This is a genomic window from Alcanivorax sp., from assembly GCF_040118815.1.
Classification (GTDB): domain Bacteria; phylum Pseudomonadota; class Gammaproteobacteria; order Pseudomonadales; family Alcanivoracaceae; genus Alcanivorax.
Genome location: NZ_JBEDTC010000001.1, coordinates 390009 through 411644, shown reverse-complemented (window position 1 = coordinate 411644; position 21636 = coordinate 390009). Strand labels below are relative to the sequence as shown.

Annotated in this window: 23 protein-coding genes; 12 read left to right on the top strand and 11 right to left on the bottom strand. The window is 57.2% G+C overall.

Annotated elements, in window-relative coordinates; translation table 11 throughout:
- Positions 1–45: 45 nt before the first annotated feature.
- The 4 genes from ABNH18_RS01890 (at position 46) to ABNH18_RS01875 (ending at position 3347) form a co-directional block, all read left to right on the top strand.
- On the top strand, positions 46–609 hold the full coding sequence (locus ABNH18_RS01890; protein ID WP_349381186.1) for a nuclear transport factor 2 family protein: 564 nt from the start codon (positions 46–48) through the stop codon (positions 607–609).
- A complete protein-coding gene (locus ABNH18_RS01885) occupies positions 588–1112 on the top strand; it encodes a chalcone isomerase family protein (protein WP_349381185.1) in 525 nt (174 codons plus the stop codon). The genes ABNH18_RS01890 and ABNH18_RS01885 overlap by 22 nt, the downstream gene beginning before the upstream one ends.
- An 87-nt stretch (positions 1113–1199) precedes the next feature.
- The gene (locus ABNH18_RS01880) at positions 1200–1991 is read left to right on the top strand and encodes a GGDEF domain-containing protein (RefSeq protein ID WP_349381184.1); all 792 of its coding nucleotides are present in this window, start codon (positions 1200–1202) and stop codon (positions 1989–1991) included.
- Between the two features lie 201 nt (positions 1992–2192).
- Positions 2193–3347 carry an OmpA family protein gene (locus tag ABNH18_RS01875; protein ID WP_349381183.1) on the top strand — a complete coding sequence of 385 codons (1155 nt, stop codon included), beginning with the start codon at positions 2193–2195 and terminating at the stop codon, positions 3345–3347.
- Between the two features lie 202 nt (positions 3348–3549).
- Here ABNH18_RS01875 and tadA read toward each other — a convergent pair whose 3' ends face one another.
- Complete coding sequence (gene tadA / locus ABNH18_RS01870; protein ID WP_349381182.1) at positions 3550–4005, bottom strand: tRNA adenosine(34) deaminase TadA; 456 nt, start codon at positions 4003–4005, stop codon at positions 3550–3552.
- Between the two features lie 156 nt (positions 4006–4161).
- Between tadA and purT the strand changes: the two genes are divergently transcribed.
- Both purT and ABNH18_RS01860 read left to right on the top strand, forming a co-directional pair.
- Positions 4162–5355 carry a formate-dependent phosphoribosylglycinamide formyltransferase gene (purT, locus tag ABNH18_RS01865; protein WP_349381181.1) on the top strand — a complete coding sequence of 398 codons (1194 nt, stop codon included), beginning with the start codon at positions 4162–4164 and terminating at the stop codon, positions 5353–5355.
- 26 nt (positions 5356–5381) lie between these two features.
- Complete coding sequence (locus tag ABNH18_RS01860) at positions 5382–5777, top strand: NINE protein (RefSeq protein ID WP_349381180.1); 396 nt, start codon at positions 5382–5384, stop codon at positions 5775–5777.
- A gap of 110 nt (positions 5778–5887) precedes the next feature.
- Here ABNH18_RS01860 and ABNH18_RS01855 read toward each other — a convergent pair whose 3' ends face one another.
- Positions 5888–6271 carry a DoxX family protein gene (locus tag ABNH18_RS01855; protein WP_349381179.1) on the bottom strand — a complete coding sequence of 128 codons (384 nt, stop codon included), beginning with the start codon at positions 6269–6271 and terminating at the stop codon, positions 5888–5890.
- Between the two features lie 160 nt (positions 6272–6431).
- On the opposite strand from ABNH18_RS01855, the gene ABNH18_RS01850 reads away from it, so the two are divergent.
- Complete coding sequence (locus ABNH18_RS01850) at positions 6432–7463, top strand: synaptic vesicle VAT-1 family membrane protein (protein ID WP_349381178.1); 1032 nt, start codon at positions 6432–6434, stop codon at positions 7461–7463.
- A gap of 27 nt (positions 7464–7490) precedes the next feature.
- Here the strand turns inward: ABNH18_RS01850 and ABNH18_RS01845 are convergent, their stop codons facing one another.
- Complete coding sequence (locus tag ABNH18_RS01845) at positions 7491–7784, bottom strand: thioredoxin family protein (protein ID WP_349381343.1); 294 nt, start codon at positions 7782–7784, stop codon at positions 7491–7493.
- A gap of 143 nt (positions 7785–7927) precedes the next feature.
- On the opposite strand from ABNH18_RS01845, the gene ABNH18_RS01840 reads away from it, so the two are divergent.
- The gene (locus tag ABNH18_RS01840; protein ID WP_349381177.1) at positions 7928–8716 is read left to right on the top strand and encodes a crotonase/enoyl-CoA hydratase family protein; all 789 of its coding nucleotides are present in this window, start codon (positions 7928–7930) and stop codon (positions 8714–8716) included.
- Positions 8717–8898: 182 nt separating this feature from the next.
- On the opposite strand, the gene ABNH18_RS01835 is transcribed toward ABNH18_RS01840, so the two are convergent.
- Together ABNH18_RS01835 and ABNH18_RS01830 are read right to left on the bottom strand one after the other, a co-directional pair.
- On the bottom strand, positions 8899–10332 hold the full coding sequence (locus tag ABNH18_RS01835) for a DegQ family serine endoprotease (RefSeq protein ID WP_349381342.1): 1434 nt from the start codon (positions 10330–10332) through the stop codon (positions 8899–8901).
- 123 nt (positions 10333–10455) lie between these two features.
- Positions 10456–11127: a class I SAM-dependent methyltransferase gene (locus ABNH18_RS01830; protein ID WP_349381176.1), complete on the bottom strand. Its 672-nt coding sequence runs from the start codon at positions 11125–11127 to the stop codon at positions 10456–10458.
- Positions 11128–11176: 49 nt separating this feature from the next.
- Here ABNH18_RS01830 and ABNH18_RS01825 point away from each other — a divergent pair, with 49 nt between their 5' ends.
- Positions 11177–13111 carry a hypothetical protein gene (locus tag ABNH18_RS01825; protein WP_349381175.1) on the top strand — a complete coding sequence of 645 codons (1935 nt, stop codon included), beginning with the start codon at positions 11177–11179 and terminating at the stop codon, positions 13109–13111.
- Here the strand turns inward: ABNH18_RS01825 and trmH are convergent.
- Entirely contained in the window at positions 13074–13766 is a 693-nt protein-coding gene (gene trmH, locus ABNH18_RS01820; RefSeq protein ID WP_349381174.1) for a tRNA (guanosine(18)-2'-O)-methyltransferase TrmH, read from the bottom strand. The two genes, ABNH18_RS01825 and trmH, sit on opposite strands and share 38 nt — an antisense overlap.
- A gap of 306 nt (positions 13767–14072) precedes the next feature.
- Here trmH and ABNH18_RS01815 point away from each other — a divergent pair, with 306 nt between their 5' ends.
- Complete coding sequence (locus ABNH18_RS01815; RefSeq protein ID WP_349381173.1) at positions 14073–15281, top strand: CaiB/BaiF CoA transferase family protein; 1209 nt, start codon at positions 14073–14075, stop codon at positions 15279–15281.
- A gap of 85 nt (positions 15282–15366) precedes the next feature.
- Positions 15367–15540, top strand: coding sequence for a hypothetical protein (locus ABNH18_RS01810; RefSeq protein ID WP_349381172.1), 174 nt, complete (start codon positions 15367–15369; stop codon positions 15538–15540).
- Positions 15541–15555: 15 nt separating this feature from the next.
- Here ABNH18_RS01810 and ABNH18_RS01805 read toward each other — a convergent pair whose 3' ends face one another.
- Positions 15556–15999 carry a group III truncated hemoglobin gene (locus ABNH18_RS01805; RefSeq protein WP_349381171.1) on the bottom strand — a complete coding sequence of 148 codons (444 nt, stop codon included), beginning with the start codon at positions 15997–15999 and terminating at the stop codon, positions 15556–15558.
- Between the two features lie 49 nt (positions 16000–16048).
- A complete protein-coding gene (locus ABNH18_RS01800; RefSeq protein WP_349381170.1) occupies positions 16049–16366 on the bottom strand; it encodes an Mpo1-like protein in 318 nt (105 codons plus the stop codon).
- Between the two features lie 288 nt (positions 16367–16654).
- Here ABNH18_RS01800 and ABNH18_RS01795 point away from each other — a divergent pair, with 288 nt between their 5' ends.
- Positions 16655–17887, top strand: coding sequence for a serine hydrolase domain-containing protein (locus ABNH18_RS01795; RefSeq protein ID WP_349381169.1), 1233 nt, complete (start codon positions 16655–16657; stop codon positions 17885–17887).
- Between the two features lie 106 nt (positions 17888–17993).
- Here ABNH18_RS01795 and ABNH18_RS01790 read toward each other — a convergent pair whose 3' ends face one another.
- The 3 genes from ABNH18_RS01790 to thrC form a co-directional block, all read right to left on the bottom strand.
- Positions 17994–18218 (bottom strand): DUF3565 domain-containing protein, encoded by a 225-nt coding sequence (locus ABNH18_RS01790; protein WP_349381168.1) that lies wholly within the window; start codon positions 18216–18218, stop codon positions 17994–17996.
- A 98-nt stretch (positions 18219–18316) separates the two neighbouring features.
- Complete coding sequence (locus ABNH18_RS01785) at positions 18317–19885, bottom strand: BCCT family transporter (RefSeq protein ID WP_349381167.1); 1569 nt, start codon at positions 19883–19885, stop codon at positions 18317–18319.
- A gap of 650 nt (positions 19886–20535) precedes the next feature.
- Entirely contained in the window at positions 20536–21618 is a 1083-nt protein-coding gene (thrC, locus tag ABNH18_RS01780) for a threonine synthase (protein WP_349381166.1), read from the bottom strand.
- Between the last annotated feature and the right edge of the window lie 18 nt (positions 21619–21636).

Sequence of the window (21636 nt, the reverse complement as noted above, 5' to 3'; positions counted from 1 at the left end):
CACAGCTTCACAACCGATTCACCACGCACCGGTCAGAGTTACACCATGAATGCTTTTAAGACGTTATCGTTTTCACTGCTGCTGTTGCTGTTAACCGCATGCAGCAGTGCACCAAAAGGTCCTTATGGGTATACCGACCGGTATCAACAGGCGCTCACGTCTGCCCCCACCGGGCAGCCGGTTGATTCGGCAACACTCGATCGCTTTATTGCGTTCTTCAACCCTCTTGATGCCAGCACCATCCCGGCACAGATCAATACCATTTATGCCGATCCCCTGTATTTCAACGACACCCTGGTCACGCTGACCCAGCGCGACGAGCTGGCCGCCCATTTACAGGCCACTGCCGAAGGGCTGAACAGCATGTCTCTGACCGTCAACCACATCATCAAAGACGGTAGCGATGTGTATCTGCGCTGGGTCATGGAAGCACGCTTCAGCCTGCTCGGAAGCGAGCGCTTGTCTCGCACCATTGGCATCAGCCAGCTGCGCTTCAATGACCAGGGGCAAGTCACCTTCCAGCAGGACTTTTGGGACAGCAGCCAAGGCGTGGACCAGCACCTGCCCGTAATAGGACCGATGACACGATGGCTAAGAGAGCACGAATAATCACGACCGCGCTGCTACTGGCCACAGCGGCAATCACTCCACCCGGTTACGCCAGCGACAGCGATCCGTCTTGGCAGGTTTGCACCCGCAGCGACGTAAAAGCCTTGCGCTTCATCACTGTGGGCGAAGCCACCCTGTCCCGACACGATTGCCAGACCAACGACATACAGACTCCACCGCTGCGGCTGACCTTTCGCTATTTTCGCGATGTACCCGGCGATGCCTTTGCCAAAGCGGCGTTAAATTTTTTGGAAAAAAACCTCGAACCAACCGAATTCGACCAGTACCAGGCCCGTTTCAGGCAATTCAACAGCCATTACCAGGACATCAGTGATGGCGACGCCTACACCCTGACCTACCGCGCAGACGGCCTGACGCTCGCCCTCAATGATCAGCCCCTTGCCAACGAAACTGGCGCCACCTTTGCCCGCTACTATTTACGCATTTGGTTTGGTGAAACGCCCTATTCACGCTCATTGAAAGAGAATCTGCTGGATCAGTGACATCCCGGACCCACTATTGCACGGCATGCACGCAAACGTGATACTGAGAACCCTAATAATCAGCACGTTAATTGGGGATTACCGAGCATGGCCAAGCTTTTCCAAGTGGTAGCGACGTCCGCCAGACTGGTCAGTCGTAGCGACCGCCGTTCCGCCTTGAAAGGCACCGCCGTTATTACCCTGAGTGCGATTCTGGTTTCCCTGATTCTCACCAGCATTGGCATCATGCTGGTGGGCGAGCGTGATTGGCTATCGCCGCTGGTGCTGGCTGCCGCTCTTCCCCTGTTACTGGTTGCCCCACCGCTCTACTTGCTCAGCTGCCGGCTGATCGCCCTGAACCGATACAACCACCAGCTGCAACAGCTGGCCCGTGAGGACCACCTCACTGGCCTGTTCAACCGCCCGCACCTGCTGGGCATGCTGGAACGGGAACTGGCACTGAGCCAACGGCACAACTACACCGTTTCCATCCTGCTCATCGAAATAGCGGATTTCACCCAACTACTGGATCAACACGGCCGCCATACCGGCGAGAAAGCTCTTCGACTGTTCGCCGACTGTATTCGGGAAAAAATCCGGGAAAGTGATCTTTTTGGACGTTTCGATGGTGCCCAGTTTCTGTTGGTACTTCCCCATACCAATTTTGATGATGCCGCCCGCATGGGCGAAGGCCTGAAAGCTTTGGCCGGCAACCTAAAGATATCCAGTTCAAGGACCGAAGCAGAGCCTGGCGCAACCGCCACCGTATCGGCCCGTATCGGTGTCGCCAGCACGGAAAACAGTGGTCGCAGTCTCAACCCGCTACTCAATGAAGCGGACTATGCGCTCTACCAAAACCGCAACGAAGGCCGCGAAAAAGCTCTCCCCCTCTCGCCCTAGTAGTAAGGGCTCACAACGAAACACCCTTCTTAATACTTTCCTACTACAACATTACAAAAAAGAGTCTTCCCGCTACCAAATAAATTCCATATTTGTAAATTTTTTTATTAATCTCAGTAGTGAGGATTTACATGGGAGACAGGCTAGCCAACACTGGCTCAGTGTTTGATCTGCCTACTGAATAAGACAAGGAAGGAGCTTATGAACGCTAAACGCTTTTTAGCGGCGAGCATTGCTTGCGCATCGGTCACCGCGACCACCACTGTCATTGCTGACGACATCCCCGAACAGTATTTCTACTTCGGCGGCCACATCAGTGAAAACTGGCTGGATGTGGGCGACCACATTGACCAAAATACCAGCGAAAACGAAGTGACCCTTCCCGGCGCCCAAATGGGTTACCGTTTTAACCGCGACTGGTCTGTTCAGGGTTGGTGGGAGCGTAACAACTCCAACACCAACATGTTCGGCGACGCAGACATCAACATTGCTCACGGTAGCCTGCGTAAGCACTTTGCCGGCAACTCCGCATTCGAACCCTACGTGGGTATCGGTGCCGGTGAGTTCCGCACCGAGCCGAACAGCAACAGCTCCAACGATTTCAAGGAAACCATCGGTACCATGGAGGCAGGTTTTCAAACCATGCTGCACTCCAACTTCATGCTGGACGTGGGCGCACGCCCTTACTACAGCTTCCGGACCGAACGTTGGGATGCAGAAGTCTATGCCGGCCTGAACTTCCTGATTGGCGGTTCCAGCGAGAAAGAAGAGCCAGCACCGGTTGAAAACGTGGTTACCGACAGCGATGGCGACGGTGTACCGGATGAGCGCGATCAGTGCGCCAACACCCCGGCAGGTGCCCAGGTTGATGCAACCGGCTGTGAACTGGACGACGATAACGACAGCATCGTCAACAGCATGGACGAGTGCCCCAACACTCCGGCCGGTGCACTGGTTGACGACAAAGGTTGTCAGCAGTACCTGGACAAAGACGTAAAAGAGACCCTGTACGTTGAATTCGGTCACGATAAAGCCGAAGTCCGTCAGACCTCTTACCCGTCTCTGGAAAACCTGGCTGAAGGCATGCGCCAGTACCCGTCTGCCAACTTGGTACTGGAAGGTCACACTGACAGCACCGGTTCTGCGGCTTACAACAAGAAACTTTCCCAGCAGCGTGCAGACGCTGTGAAGACAGTCCTTGTTGATCACTTCAACGTAAGCGGTGACCGCATTAGCACCGTCGGTTACGGCGAAGAGAAGCCCATCGCTGACAACAAGACCAGCGAAGGTCGCGCCGAGAACCGTCGCGTTGAAACCATCATGAAAGCCACCACCAAGGAAGCGCAATTCCAGTAAGGAATCACGCTGACTAAAAAAGGGGGCCGGTTTTTACCGGCCCCTTTTTTTGTGCCGCGCTGCGACCGCAACACGGTTCACACAGGCACGCAGCACACTACAAGCCTGGCCAGATCAGACCACCCTGTGGCACGTGCCTAGTACGGAGTTAGCAGGAAGCGAGGCTTGCATCGCGAAAGGCCTGCTTACCCAACAGCACTCATCACGATTTTTTTCGTCGTTCGGCGAAAAAGCCTTTGAGCAGTAGCGCGCTCTCATCTGCCAGCACGCCCCCCTCCACGTCCATCCGATGATTGTAGAAATCCACCGCCGGCAGTTGTAACTGACTTTCGCACACCCCCGCACGTGGCTCACTGGCGCCATAAACAAGGCGACCAATACGGGCATGAACCATTGCACCAAAACACATGGTGCAGGGCTCAAGGGTGACATACAGCGTACTGCCGCTAAGCCGATAGTTATTCTCAGCTTGCGCAGCACTGCGTATGGCCACTATTTCGGCATGGGCACTGGGATCATTGGCAATAATCGGCTGGTTGTACCCCTCGCCAAGCAACTGATCATCCCGGACAATCAGCGCGCCCACCGGCACTTCGCCTTTCTCCGCCGCCTGACGAGCCAACAACAACGCCTGTTGCATCCAGTACTGATCGTCCACCTGCTCTCCTTCCTTATCCTGCCCAACCCCCCGACACGGTCACAGGGCACTACAGTGGCAAAGTGTACCGCAAAGCGCTACCGGCACAGAACGTGGCCGCTGGCGTAGGCTCTGCTTTTCATTACAATCAGGGCACCGAACATATTGAGAGCTGTTATGACTGTCATTGGCACCCCTTTCACCGACAACGCGACCCGCGTCATGCTGCTGGGCTCCGGCGAGCTGGGCCGCGAAGTGGCCCTGGAATTGATCCGCTATGGCTGCGAAGTCATCGCCGTGGACCGCTATGCCCATGCCCCCGCCATGCAGGTGGCACAGCACAGCCATGTCATCAACATGCTCGATGGAAACGCCCTGCGCGCTCTGGTCGAGCGGGAAAAACCGGCGTTGATCGTCCCGGAAATCGAGGCGATTGCCACAGACGAACTGGTCAAGCTGGAAGCGGAAGGCTACACGGTAGTCCCCACCGCCCGCGCCGCCAAGCTAACAATGAACCGCGAAGGCATCCGCTGCCTGGCCGCCGAAGAGCTGTCACTGCCCACCTCCCCCTATCGCTTTGCCGATAACGAGGCGGACTATCAACAGGCCGTGGCCGAAATTGGCTTTCCCTGCGTGGTGAAGCCGGTAATGAGTTCGTCCGGCAAAGGGCAAAGCACGCTTAAAAACGACGCCGACGTTCTACCTGCCTGGGAATACGCGCAGTCCGGCGGCCGCGCCGGCCAGGGCCGGGTCATCGTGGAAGGCTTTGTGGACTTCGACTACGAAATCACCTTGCTGACCGTGCGCCACAAAGCCGGCAGCGAAATCCAAACCAGCTATTGCGCACCCATCGGTCACCGCCAGGAGAATGGGGATTATCAGGAATCCTGGCAGCCTCAGCTCATGAGTGAGACGGCCCTGCAACGCTCACGGGAGGTCGCGCTGGCGATTACCGACGCGCTCGGCGGTCTGGGCATCTTCGGGGTCGAGTTGTTTATCAAAGGCGATCAGGTCTACTTCAGCGAAGTGTCACCCCGCCCTCACGACACCGGCCTGGTGACACTGATTTCCCAGACCCTTTCCGAATTCGCCCTGCATGCCCGCGCCATTCTTGGTCTGCCCGTTCCAGACATCGAGCAACGCGGCCCCTCTGCCTCATCCGTACTACTGGTACAAGGCCAATCTGGGGCCATGCGTTACCACGGCCTGGACGCCGCCCTGACCGACATGGATACCGAGGTTCGCCTGTTCGGCAAACCGGATATCAACGGCAGCCGGCGCCTGGGCGTGGCACTGGCGAAAGCCGACAGCATTGAAACGGCACGCGAAAAGGCAAACACTGCCAGCGCCGCCCTCAAGGTCGATCTCTAACCCCTACTAACAACAAGGAGTCGCACATGCAGAATCAGGACACACACAGCAAAGTGATTGGTTACCTACTGTGGATTTTCGGGTTCATGGGCGCCCACCGTTTTTACTATGGCCGCCAGCTCACCGGTACCCTGTGGTTTTTTACTCTGGGGCTGTTCTTTATCGGCTGGATTATCGATCTATTCCTGATCCCCGGCATGGATGAAGCCGCTGACGCTCGCTACGAGGCCGGCGGTATCGACTATAACGTGGGCTGGATTTTGCTCACCTTTCTCGGCATTTTCGGCATTCACCGCTTCTACATGGGCAAGGTGATTACCGGCATTATATACCTGCTGACTGCCGGGCTGTTCGGACTGGGGATTCTCTATGACTTCTGGACACTGAACGGCCAGATCGCTGAGAAAAATCGTCTGGCCTAACGCCTTTCATGGCCTGGCGCCGAACGCCCGATGCTTGACGAAGAGAACCTGTCGGAATCTTTTTTATCTTTTATCGCCTTGCATCGGGCATCACGCACCCAGCGTAGTAATCAGTTTTTCACCGCATACTTTCCTGCGCCCAGGAAAAAAATAGCCACCGCCGTAAACAAGAAAAATCCTTGCAGCTCCAATGCCCAGCCACCGTTGTTGCTGAGCGAAAACAGTTCCCCCATATGAACCAAAACCAGTGCCACCAGCATATTACCGGCGATCAGCGCAGCGCCAACCCGAGTGTGAAACCCAAGCAGCACCATCACCGGCGCAATAATTTCGCCAATAAACACGCCATAGGCAAGAAACCCTGGCAGGTTATGCGCGGCCAGTTCACTGGCGATCCAGCCCACCCCGGAATGCAGTTTACTGATGCCATGCAGCAACATGAGCAAGCCCAGAGTCAACCGCAGCGTTAATTTGCCAATATCAGGATTATTCAAAAGTGTGCCCTCACAATAGCGTTGTCATTTTGGCCAATAGACTGACAGCATATGGAATGTATTTCTTCGGATAAAGAGAAGAGTGATAACGCTTGGCAGTGACCATGTGAGACCCACACAGCGACAACACAGACCTCCCCTTTCACGGCCGGAACCCACTATGCCCAACGTCACAGTCTGGCAAATCCCCAGAGCAGGCAGTCTGGCCAATTTGTCTCAACAAAACGTACCACTGCCTCCTCTTCCTACCGGGCATCTGCGTGTGAAAGTTCATGCCGCAGGGCTAAACTTTGCAGATATTTTCGCCCTTACCGGCCTTTACTCCGCAACCCCGGAAGGGGCCTTCATTCCCGGGCTGGAATTTGCCGGCACGGTCATCGACACAGGCTCTGACACCGACAATACCGACAGCCCCTTCCAGGTTGGCGACCGGGTTATGGGCGTCACCCGCTTCGGCGGTTACTGCTCCATTATTGATAGCGAACCGGATTACCTGATCCCCCTGCCCGACGACTGGAGCTTCGCTCAGGGCGCCGCCTTCCCGGCCCAGACCCTCACCGCCTGGTATGCCCTGACCACCCTCGGCGCCATCCAGCCGGAACAGCGTGTGCTGATTCACAGCGCCGCCGGCGGAGTCGGCCTGCAGGCCATGAAACTGACGACGCTACTGGGCGCCAATCCTGTTGGAACGGTGGGCAGCTCCGACAAAGCCGCGATGCTGCAAGGAATGGGTTTTGACAATGTGCTGGTACGCCAACCGGATTTTGCCCGTCAACTCACCGAAACCGGCCACCGTTTCGATCTGGTGCTCGACGCCATCGGTGGCACCGTCCAGCAAGCCAGCTTTGCCGCGCTGAACCCCATGGGTCGCCTGGTGGTTTTCGGCGCTGCAGAATTTACCCCCACCGGCAACCGCCCCAACTACCTCAAAGCCGCCTGGCGCTACCTGCGCCGACCCCGCTATGACATTATGGACATGATCAGCAGCAACCGGTCAGTGATGGCCTTCAATCTCATTTGGTTATGGGAACAGAAAGCCAGCATGAAGGCCCTGCTCAGCGAACTACAGACCATCGCCCTGCCCCCACCCCATGTGGGCCATCGCTTCGCCTTCGACGATGCTCATGCGGCATTAGCGCTACTGCAATCGGGTCAATCCGTCGGCAAGGTAGTGCTGGAAGTAGCGCAATAATCAAAACACGACTCATCAGCACAAGGCCTACGCAAAAAGTTTTCTTACATGCTCAGAATTAGAGGGACGCACTACCCGGTTTATTTCCTCGCCATCACGAAGCCGTATCAGCGTGGGCCATAACTTAACCCGAAAACTGCGCCCCAGCGGCCTGCCCGGCCCATCCGCTATTTTTTCATGTGGAAGATCGGGGTGATCCGTAAGTACCGTTTCAATATCTTTTTGTGCGGCAATGCAGTAGCCACACCAATTGGCGCCAAACTCCAGCACCCTCAGACCCTCGCTCTGATCCAGCTGCTCGGATAACACTCTCATCTTCATACTCACGCACATACGCCATCACCATCTCCAACAGCCTCGCCTGCTACCGGCAGACATACCGGCAAGTCTTATGCTTAGATGTTCCCATCTGTAGAGAACCCTACTGTAATGATTCCCCTGTGGCAGACAACCAAGGTGACCTTGTGAGCGACCCGGTTTTAACAGAACAACGCGATGGCCTTTATATCATCACCCTGAACCGCCCGGAAAAACGCAACGCCGTCGACCGGCCCACCGCCGATGCGCTGCGTGCTGCCTTCGACCATTTCGAACAGGATCCGACTCTGTATGTGGCGATCCTCCATGGTGCCGGCGGTAATTTCTGTGCCGGAGCCGACCTGTCGGCCATGGGCGATCCAACGCTGCGAAATGAGGTGGAAGCAACGGGGTCAGGCCCCGGCCCTATGGGGCCGTCGCGCATGCTGTTAAGCAAACCGGTAATCGCTGCCGTATCCGGCTATGCCGTGGCGGGAGGACTCGAATTAGCATTGTTCTGCGATCTGCGCGTGATGGAAGACACCGCCACCTTCGGCGTATTCTGCCGGCGCTGGGGTGTACCTCTGATTGATGGCGGCACCGTGCGTCTGCCCCGCCTGATCGGTCATAGCCGCGCCATGGACATGATTCTCACCGGTCGCCCAGTTAACGCGGAAGAAGCCCTGCTGATTGGCCTCGCCAATCGCGTGGCCCCAGAGGGCAAAGCCCTAGATGAAGCCATCACCCTGGCCCGGCAAATCGCCGCCTTTCCACAACGCTGTCTGCGTGCAGACCGGCTATCCGCCTACCAACAATGGGACAAGGACCAGGAAACCGCCCTGCGTGACGAAGGCGCCGGGGGATTCCCGGTAGTGTTTGAAGAAGCCCTGGCCGGCGCAGAACGTTTCGCAAAAGGAGCAGGCCGCCATGGGCAATTTGAAGAAAACGACACGTAAAACGACAGAAAGTAGGTCGAATTAGGCCAAAGGCCGTAATCCGACATTCAACTGCCACAAAAAAACAGATTGTCGGCTTACGGCCTTTGGCCTAAGCCGACCTACGTGACCACCAAATCATTGCCCACAAAAAAGCCGGCAATGCATGCCGGCTTTTTTGATCCCGTTTCAAGGTTAGTCGATCAACGCACCACCACAAAGAACACGCCGCCGTTGCGGTTAACCCGCAGCAACAAGGCCGCTTCTTTATCGTCCACCGCCTTGCGCAGTTCTTCCATGGTTTCCACGTCCTGGCGATTCACGTTGATAATCACGTCACCATTACGCAGCCCGGCGCGCCAGGCCGGGGAGCCTCGTTCTACCTCGTCGACCAGCACACCGGCGTCGGCATGTTGCAGCTCGCCTTTGCGCAGGTCGCGCAGGTTGGCGCCTTCCAGGAATTTGGAAACAGCTTCACCGCCAGCGGTTTCCCGTGATGATTCACTGATCACGGCGGTGACATCTTTTTTCTTCCCATCACGCAGGATACTCAGCTCGACCTTCTCACCCACCGGCGCCATGCCCACCTTGTTACGCAGGTCCGCCGCGCGATTTACCGGGCGGCCGTCCACGGCGGTGACCACATCACCGCTTTTCAGTCCTGCTTTCTCAGCGGCGCTGTCTTCTACGACCTGGGTAATCACCACACCGCGCTGGCGCTCAACACCAAAGGCTTCTGCCAACTCCGCCGTCAGGTCCTGAATAGTGACGCCGAGCATGCCGCGACGCACTTCACCATGTTCGATGAGCTGCTGCATCACGTTCTCGGCCATTTCGGTAGGGATGGCAAACCCAATACCTACATTGCCACCGGCAGGCGCCAGAATCGCCGTATTGATACCGACGAGCTCACCGCGCAAATTGACCAGTGCACCACCGGAATTACCCGGGTTAATGGACGCATCGGTTTGGATAAAGCTTTCGTACCCTTCAATGCCCAACCCGGTGCGCCCCAGTGCGGAGACTATGCCGCTGGTAACGGTCTGACCAAGTCCGAAGGGGTTACCGATGGCGACCACAAAGTCACCGACCCGCAGGCCAGTGGAATCCGCAATGGCGATTTGCGTGAGGCGCTCTGCGTTCTCCAGTTTCAGCACGGCCAGATCCACTTCTTCATCCACCCCCACCAGTTCCGCCGACAATTCGCGGCCATCGGTAAGGGTGACTTCAATATTGTCGGCGTTCTTGACCACGTGAGCGTTGGTCAGCACATACCCTTCCCCGGCATCCACAATCACCCCGGAGCCGGCACTGGCCGCACGGCGCTCGGAGGGCTGCTGGCGTTCTGGCATGTCGAAAAACCGACGAAAGAAGGGGTCATTCATCAACGGATTGCGCGCCGCCCGCACCCGGGTTTCGATGGCAATATTCACCACCGCCGGCGAGGTTTTTTCCAACATGGGCGCCAATGAGGGCAGTGCATCGCCTTCAGCGGTTACCGCCGGCAACGCCGCACGGGCTGGGGAAAAGGCGACGCACAAAAGCGCCAGTGTCCAGACCAGAGGGATGATCGATTTTTTTTGCGTAGACAACGTTTTTTCAAACAACGGTTGTTCCTCCTGTTCCAAGGAAAACATCATCGATAAAAGGGATGATGGGCTAAGAGTCCAGTACCGGGTTGGCGCCCAGAAAGGCCCGGCCGATCAGGGCTGGTACCGGGAATTGAGCGTCACCCACTTTTTTCTGACCAGCACAAGCGCCTACGGTTCCGAAGCAAACAGGCGAACATGGTTATACTCCCGCGATTCCCCCAAATCCGGCCAGGTACAGGACTCCCACTCACCTAGCAGACGATAGCCCGGCGGATTCAGGTCCGGCACCCGGGAATCTGCCAGCAATACCGCACCCGCGGCCTGAAAGCGGGCCAGTAACGACAGGTTTTCACGGTCATAGAGAATATCCGCCGCGGTCACTAGGTCAGCGTCCGCCAGGGCTACATCGAGATCATTACTCAGGACCACATCGACGCCGTTTTCCCGGGCGTTCATGGCTGTGGCGGTGAGCGCATCCTCGTCCAGATCACAGGCGATGACCTTGCGTGCCCCAGCCAGGGCCGCAGCAATGGCAACCACTCCGGAACCCGGTCCCACATCCACCACACAGCGCCCGGCTACCTGCTCGGGATTGTCCAGCAGATACTGCGCCAGCACCTGCCCGGACGCCCAGCAGAACGACCAGTACGGCGGCTCTTCCATGATCGCATTGACAATTTCCGGGTCCAACGCCTGCTCCGGAAACAACTCGTCCAGCAGCCACAGGCGCAGGTCCGGGGTTTGCGGCAAAGCCTGGCAAGACAGGGACACCGCCGGCAATACGCGATGGAGCCGCTCGTGCAAGGCGTTGAGGCCTACTTTTTCCTGTTCTGTTGTCATACTCTAGAGCCTTGATTGCCTATCCAACATCGTCGAAGAGAATAACAAAATGACCGGCAGACAGGGATGGATTGGCGTTATCGCGCTACTGCTCAGTGTGACCAGCCCCCTCAAGGCACGGGAAATCTGGACAGACGGCGTACCCGACGCCTATTTCAAACATTTCGTGGAGTTCTACAAGGCCGATCCCAGTGCCATGGGCCGCTGGGCCACCGGGTTGACTCGCATCTCCACCGAACAGCTGGATTACACCCTTAAAGCGCTGGATACCACCCAGTTCACCTACCTGTACCCGATGGAAATCAAAGGGTACGACCTGCCTCGCCACAACGGCATTGCCACTGACGAGCTCTCGCTGATGGCCGTGCGTGCCGGCAAGCTGATCCCGGTGCCCTTCCAGATTGACGAATTCGACAAGACCGGGTTGATCTGGATCGATGGCGAGAACGACAGCAAGGCAGAAGGCGAGCCCGGTATTTTCGATGATTTCGACGAACTGGTTTTCATGTTCCGCGACGGCGGCTGGGACCGCTTCGATCCGAAGCAGCATGCCCTGAATGAGGGACAGATGCTGGAAGAAATCCGTCTCGACTCGCCGCGTAACAAACCCCGTTATCTGTATCTGGTGCGCAATAACAGCGAACGTTCACGGGCGGATTATGTGGAGGTGAATCTGGACGAAGGCTGGATCCAGACCACCCTGATGCGCATGGAGTACGAGCCAAAGGATTTCACCCAAATACAGTCCATGGCACCGCGCCTGGGGCCGCACAAGGACGAAAATGTCTTTGATAATGTGTATGTGAATATCAGCACCGGCATCCTGAACCAGAATCTGCGCGTGGATCTGGATACTCGCAAGAACATCAAAGCGACTCCTGTCGCTGTGCGTGACGGCGCCGTGCGCGCCTCCATGCTGGTCAAAGCGCGGGTCTGGTATGCTTTCATGCCCACTTTTTTCAGCCAGAAATTCCAGGTGGATTTCTACGAACAGTCGGTAACCATCCCTTCGCGGTTTGCCATCGGCAGCATGAAAGTATTGAAGTTTTTCCTGATGTTCCTGCGCGAGCCACGCATCCATTTCGCTCTTGATTTCCAGAACCTGGAGGGCGCCCGGCTGACCTTTGATTCGGTCTATGAGGATCAGGAGTACGGCATCGTAGACGGCACCATGAGCGACTTCGAAACCCGCATGAACGCCACCCGCCTGCCAGGCGACTGGCTACACCTGGATTCCAACCAGGGCTGGGAAATGTTCTTCAGCAATCACATGCCGGTAGTGCCCAATGGTCTGTTCGATTCCTTCCTGGATGGTGTGACCATGAACATGTTCTATGAGGATGATGCCAACAGCACCACCAAATACGAACGCCATCCCGGCGCGACACCACGGCTGGGTTTCCAGAGCGAAGGTATTCCCGATACGGTCATTGACCTGATGGGGGCGATTCCCAAACTGGATTTCCAGAACATGGACAGTCTGGGTGAAGCAATCGTGGCGTTGGCCGCAGCCGAACAGGACGGCGCGTTCGAAAAATACGATGAGGTGGTCAACAAGAAACTGACTGAACTGAAAGCCGACGGCCGCATCGGCACAGTGGATGAGCTGGCCGATGCGTTTATTGCCGATCTGGATCGCATGAACTTCTCGGGCATTCCCCGCCACACCTTCAACGAGATTGTCCATCAGGCCATTGTCGACACCACCCCCGCGGTGGATCAAATTCACCACGGCAAGGTATTGGCCCGGATGATTACCCTGGCCAGCGATCAAGGCATCGATATTCGCCGCCTGCGCTACGCCACCATGGACAACACTCTGTGGTTCCCGGCATGGGTAGGTGAAGGCGGGGCCAGCGATTTTCAGTGGCAGGTGAGCCACGCCCCCACAGCGACACCGCTGGGGCCGGTTGCTGCGCCAACCGCCAAGTCGGCAAGCAACCCCACTACGACTCCGTCTGAGTCTTCTGCAACAGCGCCGTAAGCGCGGCGCTGTCTTTCACCTGCCCGTCTTCATCCAGCTCCGGGTACGGTACGCCGTGGGCATCGCACAAACGGGCAATGCGGGCATACCCCCAACGGAACAACAACTCGTGATAGCGGTCCGCCGCCACCCGTGGCTGGTCATAAAAACCTTTCGCCCGGCGCTGTTCGCAGGCTTCCGACAGAATAATGGCCGCCGCCACACTCACATTGAATGACTCCACCATACCCATCATGGGGATCGTCACATTCTGGTCCACCACGCTGGCGACCTCGTCGCTAACGCCGAATTTTTCGGTGCCCAACAACAGTGCGGTGGGTCGGGTGTAGTCCACCTCCCGGTAGGGGATCGCATCATCGGACAAGTGCGCCGCCAGCACCTGCACGCCCTGCCCCTGCAATTCGCGAATCACGTCGGTGCTTTCATCACGTTTGTGCACCTTCACCCAGCGTTGCGATCCCATGGCCGTACCTGCCGCCATACGCGCCCTGTTTTTGGGTAGCACGGCATGCACATCGAGAATCCCCACTGCGTCGCAGGTGCGCACAATGGCGGCAATATTATGGGGCTTGTGCACGCCATCCATGATCACAGTCAGGTCAGGCTGGCGGCGGTCCAGGGTGTCGCAAATGCGACGGTAACGTTCCGGGGTCATGGCTTTTCCTCGTAGCAAGCCGCGGATTGTATAGGCTGCGGGCAGGCAGGCAAAATTTACAGCCGGAAACCCATGGGCGCGATAATCCGACCACGAACATCCCGTTACGAGAAGCGAGGCACGCGTTGCCGAAAGACCACTGGATTTTGCATTTCGAAACGCGCCCCTCGTTACGGGCTCTGATCTTTCACTCCCCCCGGACAGACTGCCCCCAAGCGACCTGTGTCAGTTATTTTGGACACTGCCACTCCCCTGCCCAATCCGCTAGGCTTGTGGGCTTGTGAAAACCCACTCCCTGGAGGCTCCATGACTCAACCCTCATCCCGCCGCTTGCCCCTGGACGGGGTACGCGTTATCGAACTGGGACAGCTACTCGCCGGGCCTTTTACCGGTACCCTGCTGGCCTACTTCGGCGCCGATGTGGTGAAAGTGGAGCCCCCCGGGGGTGACCCGATTCGCGGCTGGCGCAAACTGGATGAGGATGGCACCTCGTTCTGGTGGCGCAGCCTGGGGCGCAACAAGAAATCGGTCACCCTGGACCTGAAAACCGATCAGGGCAAAGCGCTGGCCCGCAAGTTGATGGTGGGGGCCGATGTGGTGATCGAAAACTTCCGCCCCGGCACCATGGAAAACTGGGGCCTGGGCCCGGACAGCTTTGCCTCCGACAACCCCGGTCTGATCTATACCCGCATTTCCGGCTACGGCCAGACCGGCCCCTATGCCAGCAAACCCGGCTACGCCTCGGTCTGTGAAGGCATTGGCGGACTACGCTATGTAAACGGCTTTCCCGGCGAACGCCCGGTGCGCCCCAACCTGTCGCTGGGCGACACCATTGCCGGGCTGCACGCAGCGCTGGGCATTTTGCTCGCACTGTTCGAGCGACAAAACAGCCAGCAAGGACAGGTTGTCGATGTGGCCTTGTACGAATCCGTGTTCAACCTGCTGGAAGGAGTGATTCCGGAGTTTGATGGCGCCGGGGTGATCCGTGAACCTGCCGGCTCCACCGTCACCGGCATTGTCCCCACCAACACCTACCGCTGCGCCGACCGCAAATTTGTAGTGATCGGCGGCAACGGCGATTCCATTTTCAAACGCTTGATGACCGCCGCCGGCCGGCCGGACATGGCCGAAGACCCGGCCATGGCCAATAACGCCGGGCGCGTGGAGCACGAAGACGCCATCGACGCCGCGCTGGATAGCTGGTGCCGCAGCCTGCCCAGCGATCAGGTTCTCGCTACGCTGGAGGAAGCGCGCGTACCGTCCGGCCCCATCTATTCCGTGGTCGACATGATGCAGGACCCGCACTTCCAGGCCCGCGGCCTGTTCCAGCAGGTAGAGATCAACGGCAAACCACTCAAGGTCCCTGCCATTACGCCACGGCTGGCAGACACCCCCGGCGAAACCCGCTGGCCCGGTGGCGAGGTGGGAAGCCATAACCACGCCGTGCTCCGTGATGAACTGGGCTTGAGCGAAGCGGAATTTGCGGACTTGCAGGCACAGGGCATTATTGGCTAACGAAGGAGCCCGCCCACGGTGTCATTGACGGCAACGTAGAGACAGCGTTAAAAATAAAAAACGTCATCAAAAGCAGGACATCACCATGACCCAGATTCTCTGGATTGGCGTGTGCGTTGTTGCGGTGGGCTTACTGGCCACGGGCCTGTATTTTCATCTCCGGCGCCAGACTCTCGGCTCCGATCCGATCCTGATCGGCAGTTGCTACCTCAGCGGCGCCGGCCTGCTGGCCGGCAACATCCTGCTGCCGTTGTTCTGATCGGCCAACAGCAGGTCATGCCTGCCCGGTGCCCCGACGAGCGCTCAGTTGCATGTACAGATTGTGCATGACTCGCTGGGCGATCAGACGGGCGCGATCTGTCATCGGCCCGGCAAAACGCCCTTCCAGATTGGCCATAAAGTGCCCCAACCAGCGTTCGTGATGCTCCCCTGTTAATGGCTCCCGATCATCCAGCGCCCGATGCTTGGCCATCATGTGCCGCTGGTACTCCTTTTCTCCGAGCAGCATCTTGTACCAGTACTGGCAGATGGTCGGCAGGTGCTGTTGCAGGTCGATACCCGCTACCTCCAGAAACACCGGCGCCATCACAGGGTCATCCAGCAGGCGCTGGTAAAACCCGTGCACCATGACATCAATATTCTCCCGGCAGTCCAGATCTGGCAGTTCGCTCTCCCTGGTGGGAGATTCACCCGGCCGAAAAACCCCAACTGCGGTCATTATCCCCTCCGCATGCCAGCGAGCAGCATGTTGCGCGGTGCGTTACCTGCTACCACTCAATACGCCCGATGAGGATGTCCTTGAACATGACAAAGTCGCCGGCAAGGCTGTACCAGGGATGCTTGAAGGTGGCCGGGCGGTTTTTTTCAAACACATAGTGTCCCACCCAGGCAAAGCCATAGCCCACCACCGGCAGCAACAGTAAGCCCCACAGGTTGCCGGTCATGAACACACCGGCCAAAACGCCAAATAAACCCAAGGTGCCGAAAAAGTGCAGCCGTCGGCAGGTGGGGTTGCAATGCTCCTGGAGGTAATAGGGGTAGAACTCCGCGAAGCTCTGGAAATCAGATTGCTTGATGGTCTCCATGGGACCTCCTTTTAGATGCTCTTGTTCTCAGTATCCAGCTTGGCACAGTCCTTGGCTTCATTCTTGTAACCAAAGGCTGTCAGGTAAACATTCCGTTCCATTGTACCGCAGCGCCAGGGTTCCAACGGGTCAATTTATTGTGATTTGGCGCCAATCGGATGGCACAGGTATCCATTGCAGTCCCACAGCCATCATGGACAATGGCGTACTTTCACAATAAATAGCGTCGAACTCTATTATCGGCGCCCTGCATGCTCCCTCATTGCGACCCTTTTTTGCGAGACAGTTATGGCCTTTCGCCCGCGTGTACGCCGCCTGATCAGCAAGCATGGCAACCCCATTCCCCGCAGCCTCGACGGACTGATCCAGCACGGTGATGAAGCGCCGCTGGACAAGACCGGCATGGGCTCCGAGCAGGTTGAGTCTATCTGGCGCGCCACACGCAAACTCTATCGCAGTGGTATGAGCCCGGCGATCAGTCTCTGCCTGCGCCGTCACGGGGAAATTATGCTGAACCGCAGCATCGGCTATGCGGACCCGGCAACACAGCGCATCATGACGCCGGACACTCCCGTATGCCTGTTCTCCGCCTCCAAGGTGGTTAGCGCCATGCTGGTACACCATCTGGTAGAACAGGGCCAAGTCGACCTGGACGACCCGGTCACCCGCTACCTGCCCGCCTACGGGCAAAACGGCAAGGGCCGCACCACCCTGCGTCACCTGCTTACCCACCAGGCAGGCATTCCTCGCCCTCAGGAACCAGTGGAAGCCGATATTCTTTATCGCCCCCAGGAAATCATCGATATCCTCTGCGCTGCCAAGCCCAGCGGCTTCAATACCCAGGCCTACCACGCAATAACCGCAGGCTTCATTCTTGGTGCCGTGGTGGAAGCAGTAACCGGGGAATCCCTGAATGGCACCCTCGACCGGGTAATTCGCCAACCCATGGGGATGAAGTACTTCACCTTCGGACAAACCGGCGCAGAACGCGCGATGGACGTCTCCACCGGACTGCCCCTGAAACTGGTAGATCTGTTTCTCAGTTATGCCGTGGGCGGCAGTATCGACGAGGTTGTTGAGGTCACCAACGATGATCGCTTCCAGGAAGCCATCGTGCCAGCAGGCAACTTGTACGCCACAGCCGATGAAGCCAGCCGCTTTTTCCAGATGCTACTCAATGGCGGCCGCTATGGTGACCAGCAGATTTTCCAGCCGGACACCGTGGCCCGGGCACTGGAGCCGGCCTACCACCGGCCCCGCTTCGACCGCACACTGATGCTACCGCTGAATTTCTCCAGTGGCTTTATGCTCGGCAATCGGGGCATGGGCATGTTTGGCCCCGGGGCACCAAAAGCTTTTGGCCATCTGGGCTTTATCAGCATCTATTGTTGGGCGGATCCTGAACGAGACTTGAGCGGAGCCCTGTTAACCACCGGCAAAGGCGTAGTCGGCCCGCACTTGCCTGCCCTGTTCGGCTTACAGCACACCATTAACCGCCATACACGGCTGCGCAGCGCCTGATGCCTGATGCCTGATGCCTGATGCCAATAAATAATAGCCGCGGGGATAACAGGCGTTGAGCCCATCTCCCTTTTTTTGGTTTTCTTTTAGCGTCGGGCACCTGGCATCAAGCGTCTGGCGTGTTTTCCGGAAACTTCATGCCCCGCTGACACTGCGTGCACGTCACCACCATACCCAGATGCTGTTGCCGGCCCTCCTCGGTTACCGCCCAGGGACGATTAATGAAAGGCGGCTGGTGGCGAACGTGCTGGCGATGGCCACAGGACAACAGCATGACCCAGTCTCCCACCTCATCTTGTTCAAACCCGTTGACCGTTACCTGAAAAGACATGATTCTCTCCTCCGTCAGTCTTTGCCGTCATACGGCCGGCATGACGCAAAAAAAATGCCCGCATAAGCGGGCATTTTTAAGGGTCACCAACGTTGTGATCAAGCCAGTTTGAGGCGTTTCCGCTCTGCCGAAAGGGCGATAAACAGACTCACGCACATCAACAACAGCACGATGGTGAACGGCAGCCCTGTTGTTACTGCCCCTGATTGCAGGGCTTTCAGAGCTTCCTTACCGCCGCCGTACAACAGAACACCAGCAATCAAACCTTCCATAACCGCCCAGAAAATACGCTGGGGCACCGGTGCATCCACCTTGCCACCGGCCGTGATGGAATCAATCACCAGAGAACCAGAGTCCGAGGAGGTCACGAAAAAAATCAGCACCAGGGCAATTGCCATGAACGAAATAATCCCGGTCCACGGCAAGTGCGCCAGCATCTGGAACATGGCCAGCGATGCATCACTCACGCCATTGGCCAGCTCACCTACTCCATTGATGGATTGCTCAAGCCCGGTGCCACCAAAAGTGCTCATCCAGATAATGGTAATTACCGTGGGCACCAACAGCACCGCCACAATGAACTCACGCACGGTACGTCCCTTGGAAATGCGGGCAATGAACATCCCCACAAACGGCGACCAGGAAATCCACCAGGCCCAATAGAACACGGTCCAGCCATGCATCCACTCACTGTCTTCACGGCCAAACCAGGTACTTAGCGGAATGATATTACTGATGTAATCCACCGCCGTGGTGCCAAAGCCGGTGATGATCAACATGGTGGGCCCGGCGATAATCACGAAAAGCAGCAAAAAAACGGCCAAACTCATGTTGATGTTACTGAGTAGTTTTACGCCACCATCCAGGCCACGCACCACCGACAGCACTGCCACCGCGGTAACGCCGACAATAATCCCAACCTGCACATTGATCGCATTGTCCGTACCAAACAGGAAATGTAACCCGCCGGCAGCTTGTTGAGCCCCCAAGCCCAGCGACGTGGCGAGACCAAAAATCGTGGCCAGCACCGCCAGAATATCGATGATATGGCCCGGCCAACCCCAACAACGCTCACCCAGCAGTGGGTAAAACGCAGAGCGAATCGTCAACGGCAGTCCCTTGTTGTAAGTGAAGAAGGCCAACGATAGGGCAACTACCGCATAAATGGCCCAAGGGTGCAGCCCCCAGTGATACATAGTCGCCCCCATGGCCGTGTGCCGCGCCGCTTCCGACCCGGCCTCCACCGCCAACGGAGTGCCGTACCACTGGCCATTCAGGTAGGCCACCGGCTCCGCCACACTCCAGAACATCAAGCCAATCCCCATGCCCGCCGCAAACAGCATGGCAAACCAGGACATGGTGGAAAATTCCGGTTTGGCGCTCTGTCCACCCAGGCGAATTTTACCCAGCGGTAGCACCGCCAGTAGCAGGCAGAACAATACAAAGAAATTGCCACTGACCATAAACAGCCAGTCGAAATGCTCAATCGCCCAGCCCTTGGAGCCATTCAACAAGGTGTTGGCCTGCTCGGGCAAAATCAGCGTCCCGATAACAAACGTGAGGATCAGTACCGCACTGATAAAAAAGACAGGGTTGTGCATGTCCATACCCATGACCTGCACATTGTCCTGGCCGACGTCATAGTCGGTCTCGTAATTAATTTTCATCTAAGCTCCGTATTCCGTCTTGCTTCGAGGGGCAGAATCACTGCCTTCCAGCTAGTCGGTCCGGACGATGCGAGGAAACGGGATTGCTTTCCTCTACAGCCAAACAGCCAGACATCACCTGAACGCGAAACGACCCATCAGGTCGCACCTTCATCAGTTCGTCAGAAATAAGCATCCGCAGAAAATCTTGGAACATGGGCGTTATCGGTACAGCCGCAGAGGAACACAACGGCGTCTTGCACGGCCAATAAACGTGTCGTCATCAGTCTCTCCCTTCCTTATTGTCTTTAAACAGACTAAATAGTGGTCAACCAATGTCAAATACCTTACTACCGCTATGCACTAGCGCGCGCATAAACACGGGCAGTTAGAAGCGGAAAGACATTGGTCAGAGCGTGGCTGGAAAGCAATCCAGCCAGGATATGGGCGCAGTCAGTCAGCCCAAAGAGGGGGTGTTACAGGTAGGTGGTTTCAGTAATCTCGACACCGGGTCGTCGTTCCTTTCGCCACAAAAGAGTGCGCATCGTATCACACCGCGAACCTTCTTGCTTTTATCGCCAGTACAGGCATCGAGTAATGAGTGCCCCCACAAAACGCCGCCCATAAAAAAACGGAGCCGAGGGCTCCGTTTTTTATTACGCCTGACGCAATCAGGACATGTTGGATAGGATCGCGCCTTTCACCGCATCCAGGTCCGCATCGATGGTGACCATGCGGCTGTCTTGGCACTGGGCAATGGCGGTATCCGGGTCTTTCAGGCCGTTACCCGTCAGCGTGCAGACAATGGTAGAGCCTTCTGGAATTTTACCCGACTTGATGTCGCGCATGGCGCCACCGATAGAGGCCGCAGACGCGGGCTCACAGAAGATCCCCTCTTTCTCGGCCAGCAACTTCTGTGCAGTCAGGATTTCATGGTCGCTCAGCTCATCGAACCACCCTTTGGAGTCTTCCTGCAGCTTCCAAGCCTTATCCCAAGACTGCGGGTTACCGATACGAATGGCCGTTGCCACGGTTTCCGGATCCATCACCCGCTCACCACGCATGAATGGCGCGGCGCCTTCTGCCTGGTAGCCCACCATTTTCGGCGCGGCATTAACGATGCCAGACTTGTGGTATTCGCTGTAACCCATCCAGTGCGCGGTGATATTGCCGGCATTGCCCACGGGCAAGCAGTGGTAATCCGGGGCACGGCCCAGCTCTTCAACAATTTCAAAGGCGGCCGATTTCTGGCCTTGCAAGCGGTACGGATTCACCGAGTTAACGATGGTCACCGGCGCCTTCTCCGCCACCTGCTTCACCAGCTCCATACCCTGGTCGAAGTTGCCACGGATCTGCATAATAACGGCGCCGTACATCATTGCCTGGGCCAGCTTGCCCATGGCGATCTTGCCTTCCGGAATCAGTACAAACGCGGTAATCCCGGCACGGGCGGCATAGGCTGCTGCGGCCGCAGAGGTGTTGCCGGTGGAAGCACAGATGATGGCATTACTGCCCTCTTCCACGGCCTTGGTCACCGCCATGGTCATACCCCGGTCCTTAAAGGAGCCAGTAGGGTTAAGGCCTTCGTATTTGACGTAGATATCCACGTCCTTACCCAACAGCTTGGGAATATTCTTAAGGCGAATCAGCGGGGTATTCCCCTCGCCCAGGCTGATGATGGGCGTGTCATCATTCACCGGCAGGTGGTCACGGTAACGGTTGATCAGGCCGGTGTAACGGTCACGAAAAGGCATGGTTTTGGTCTCTGCTGC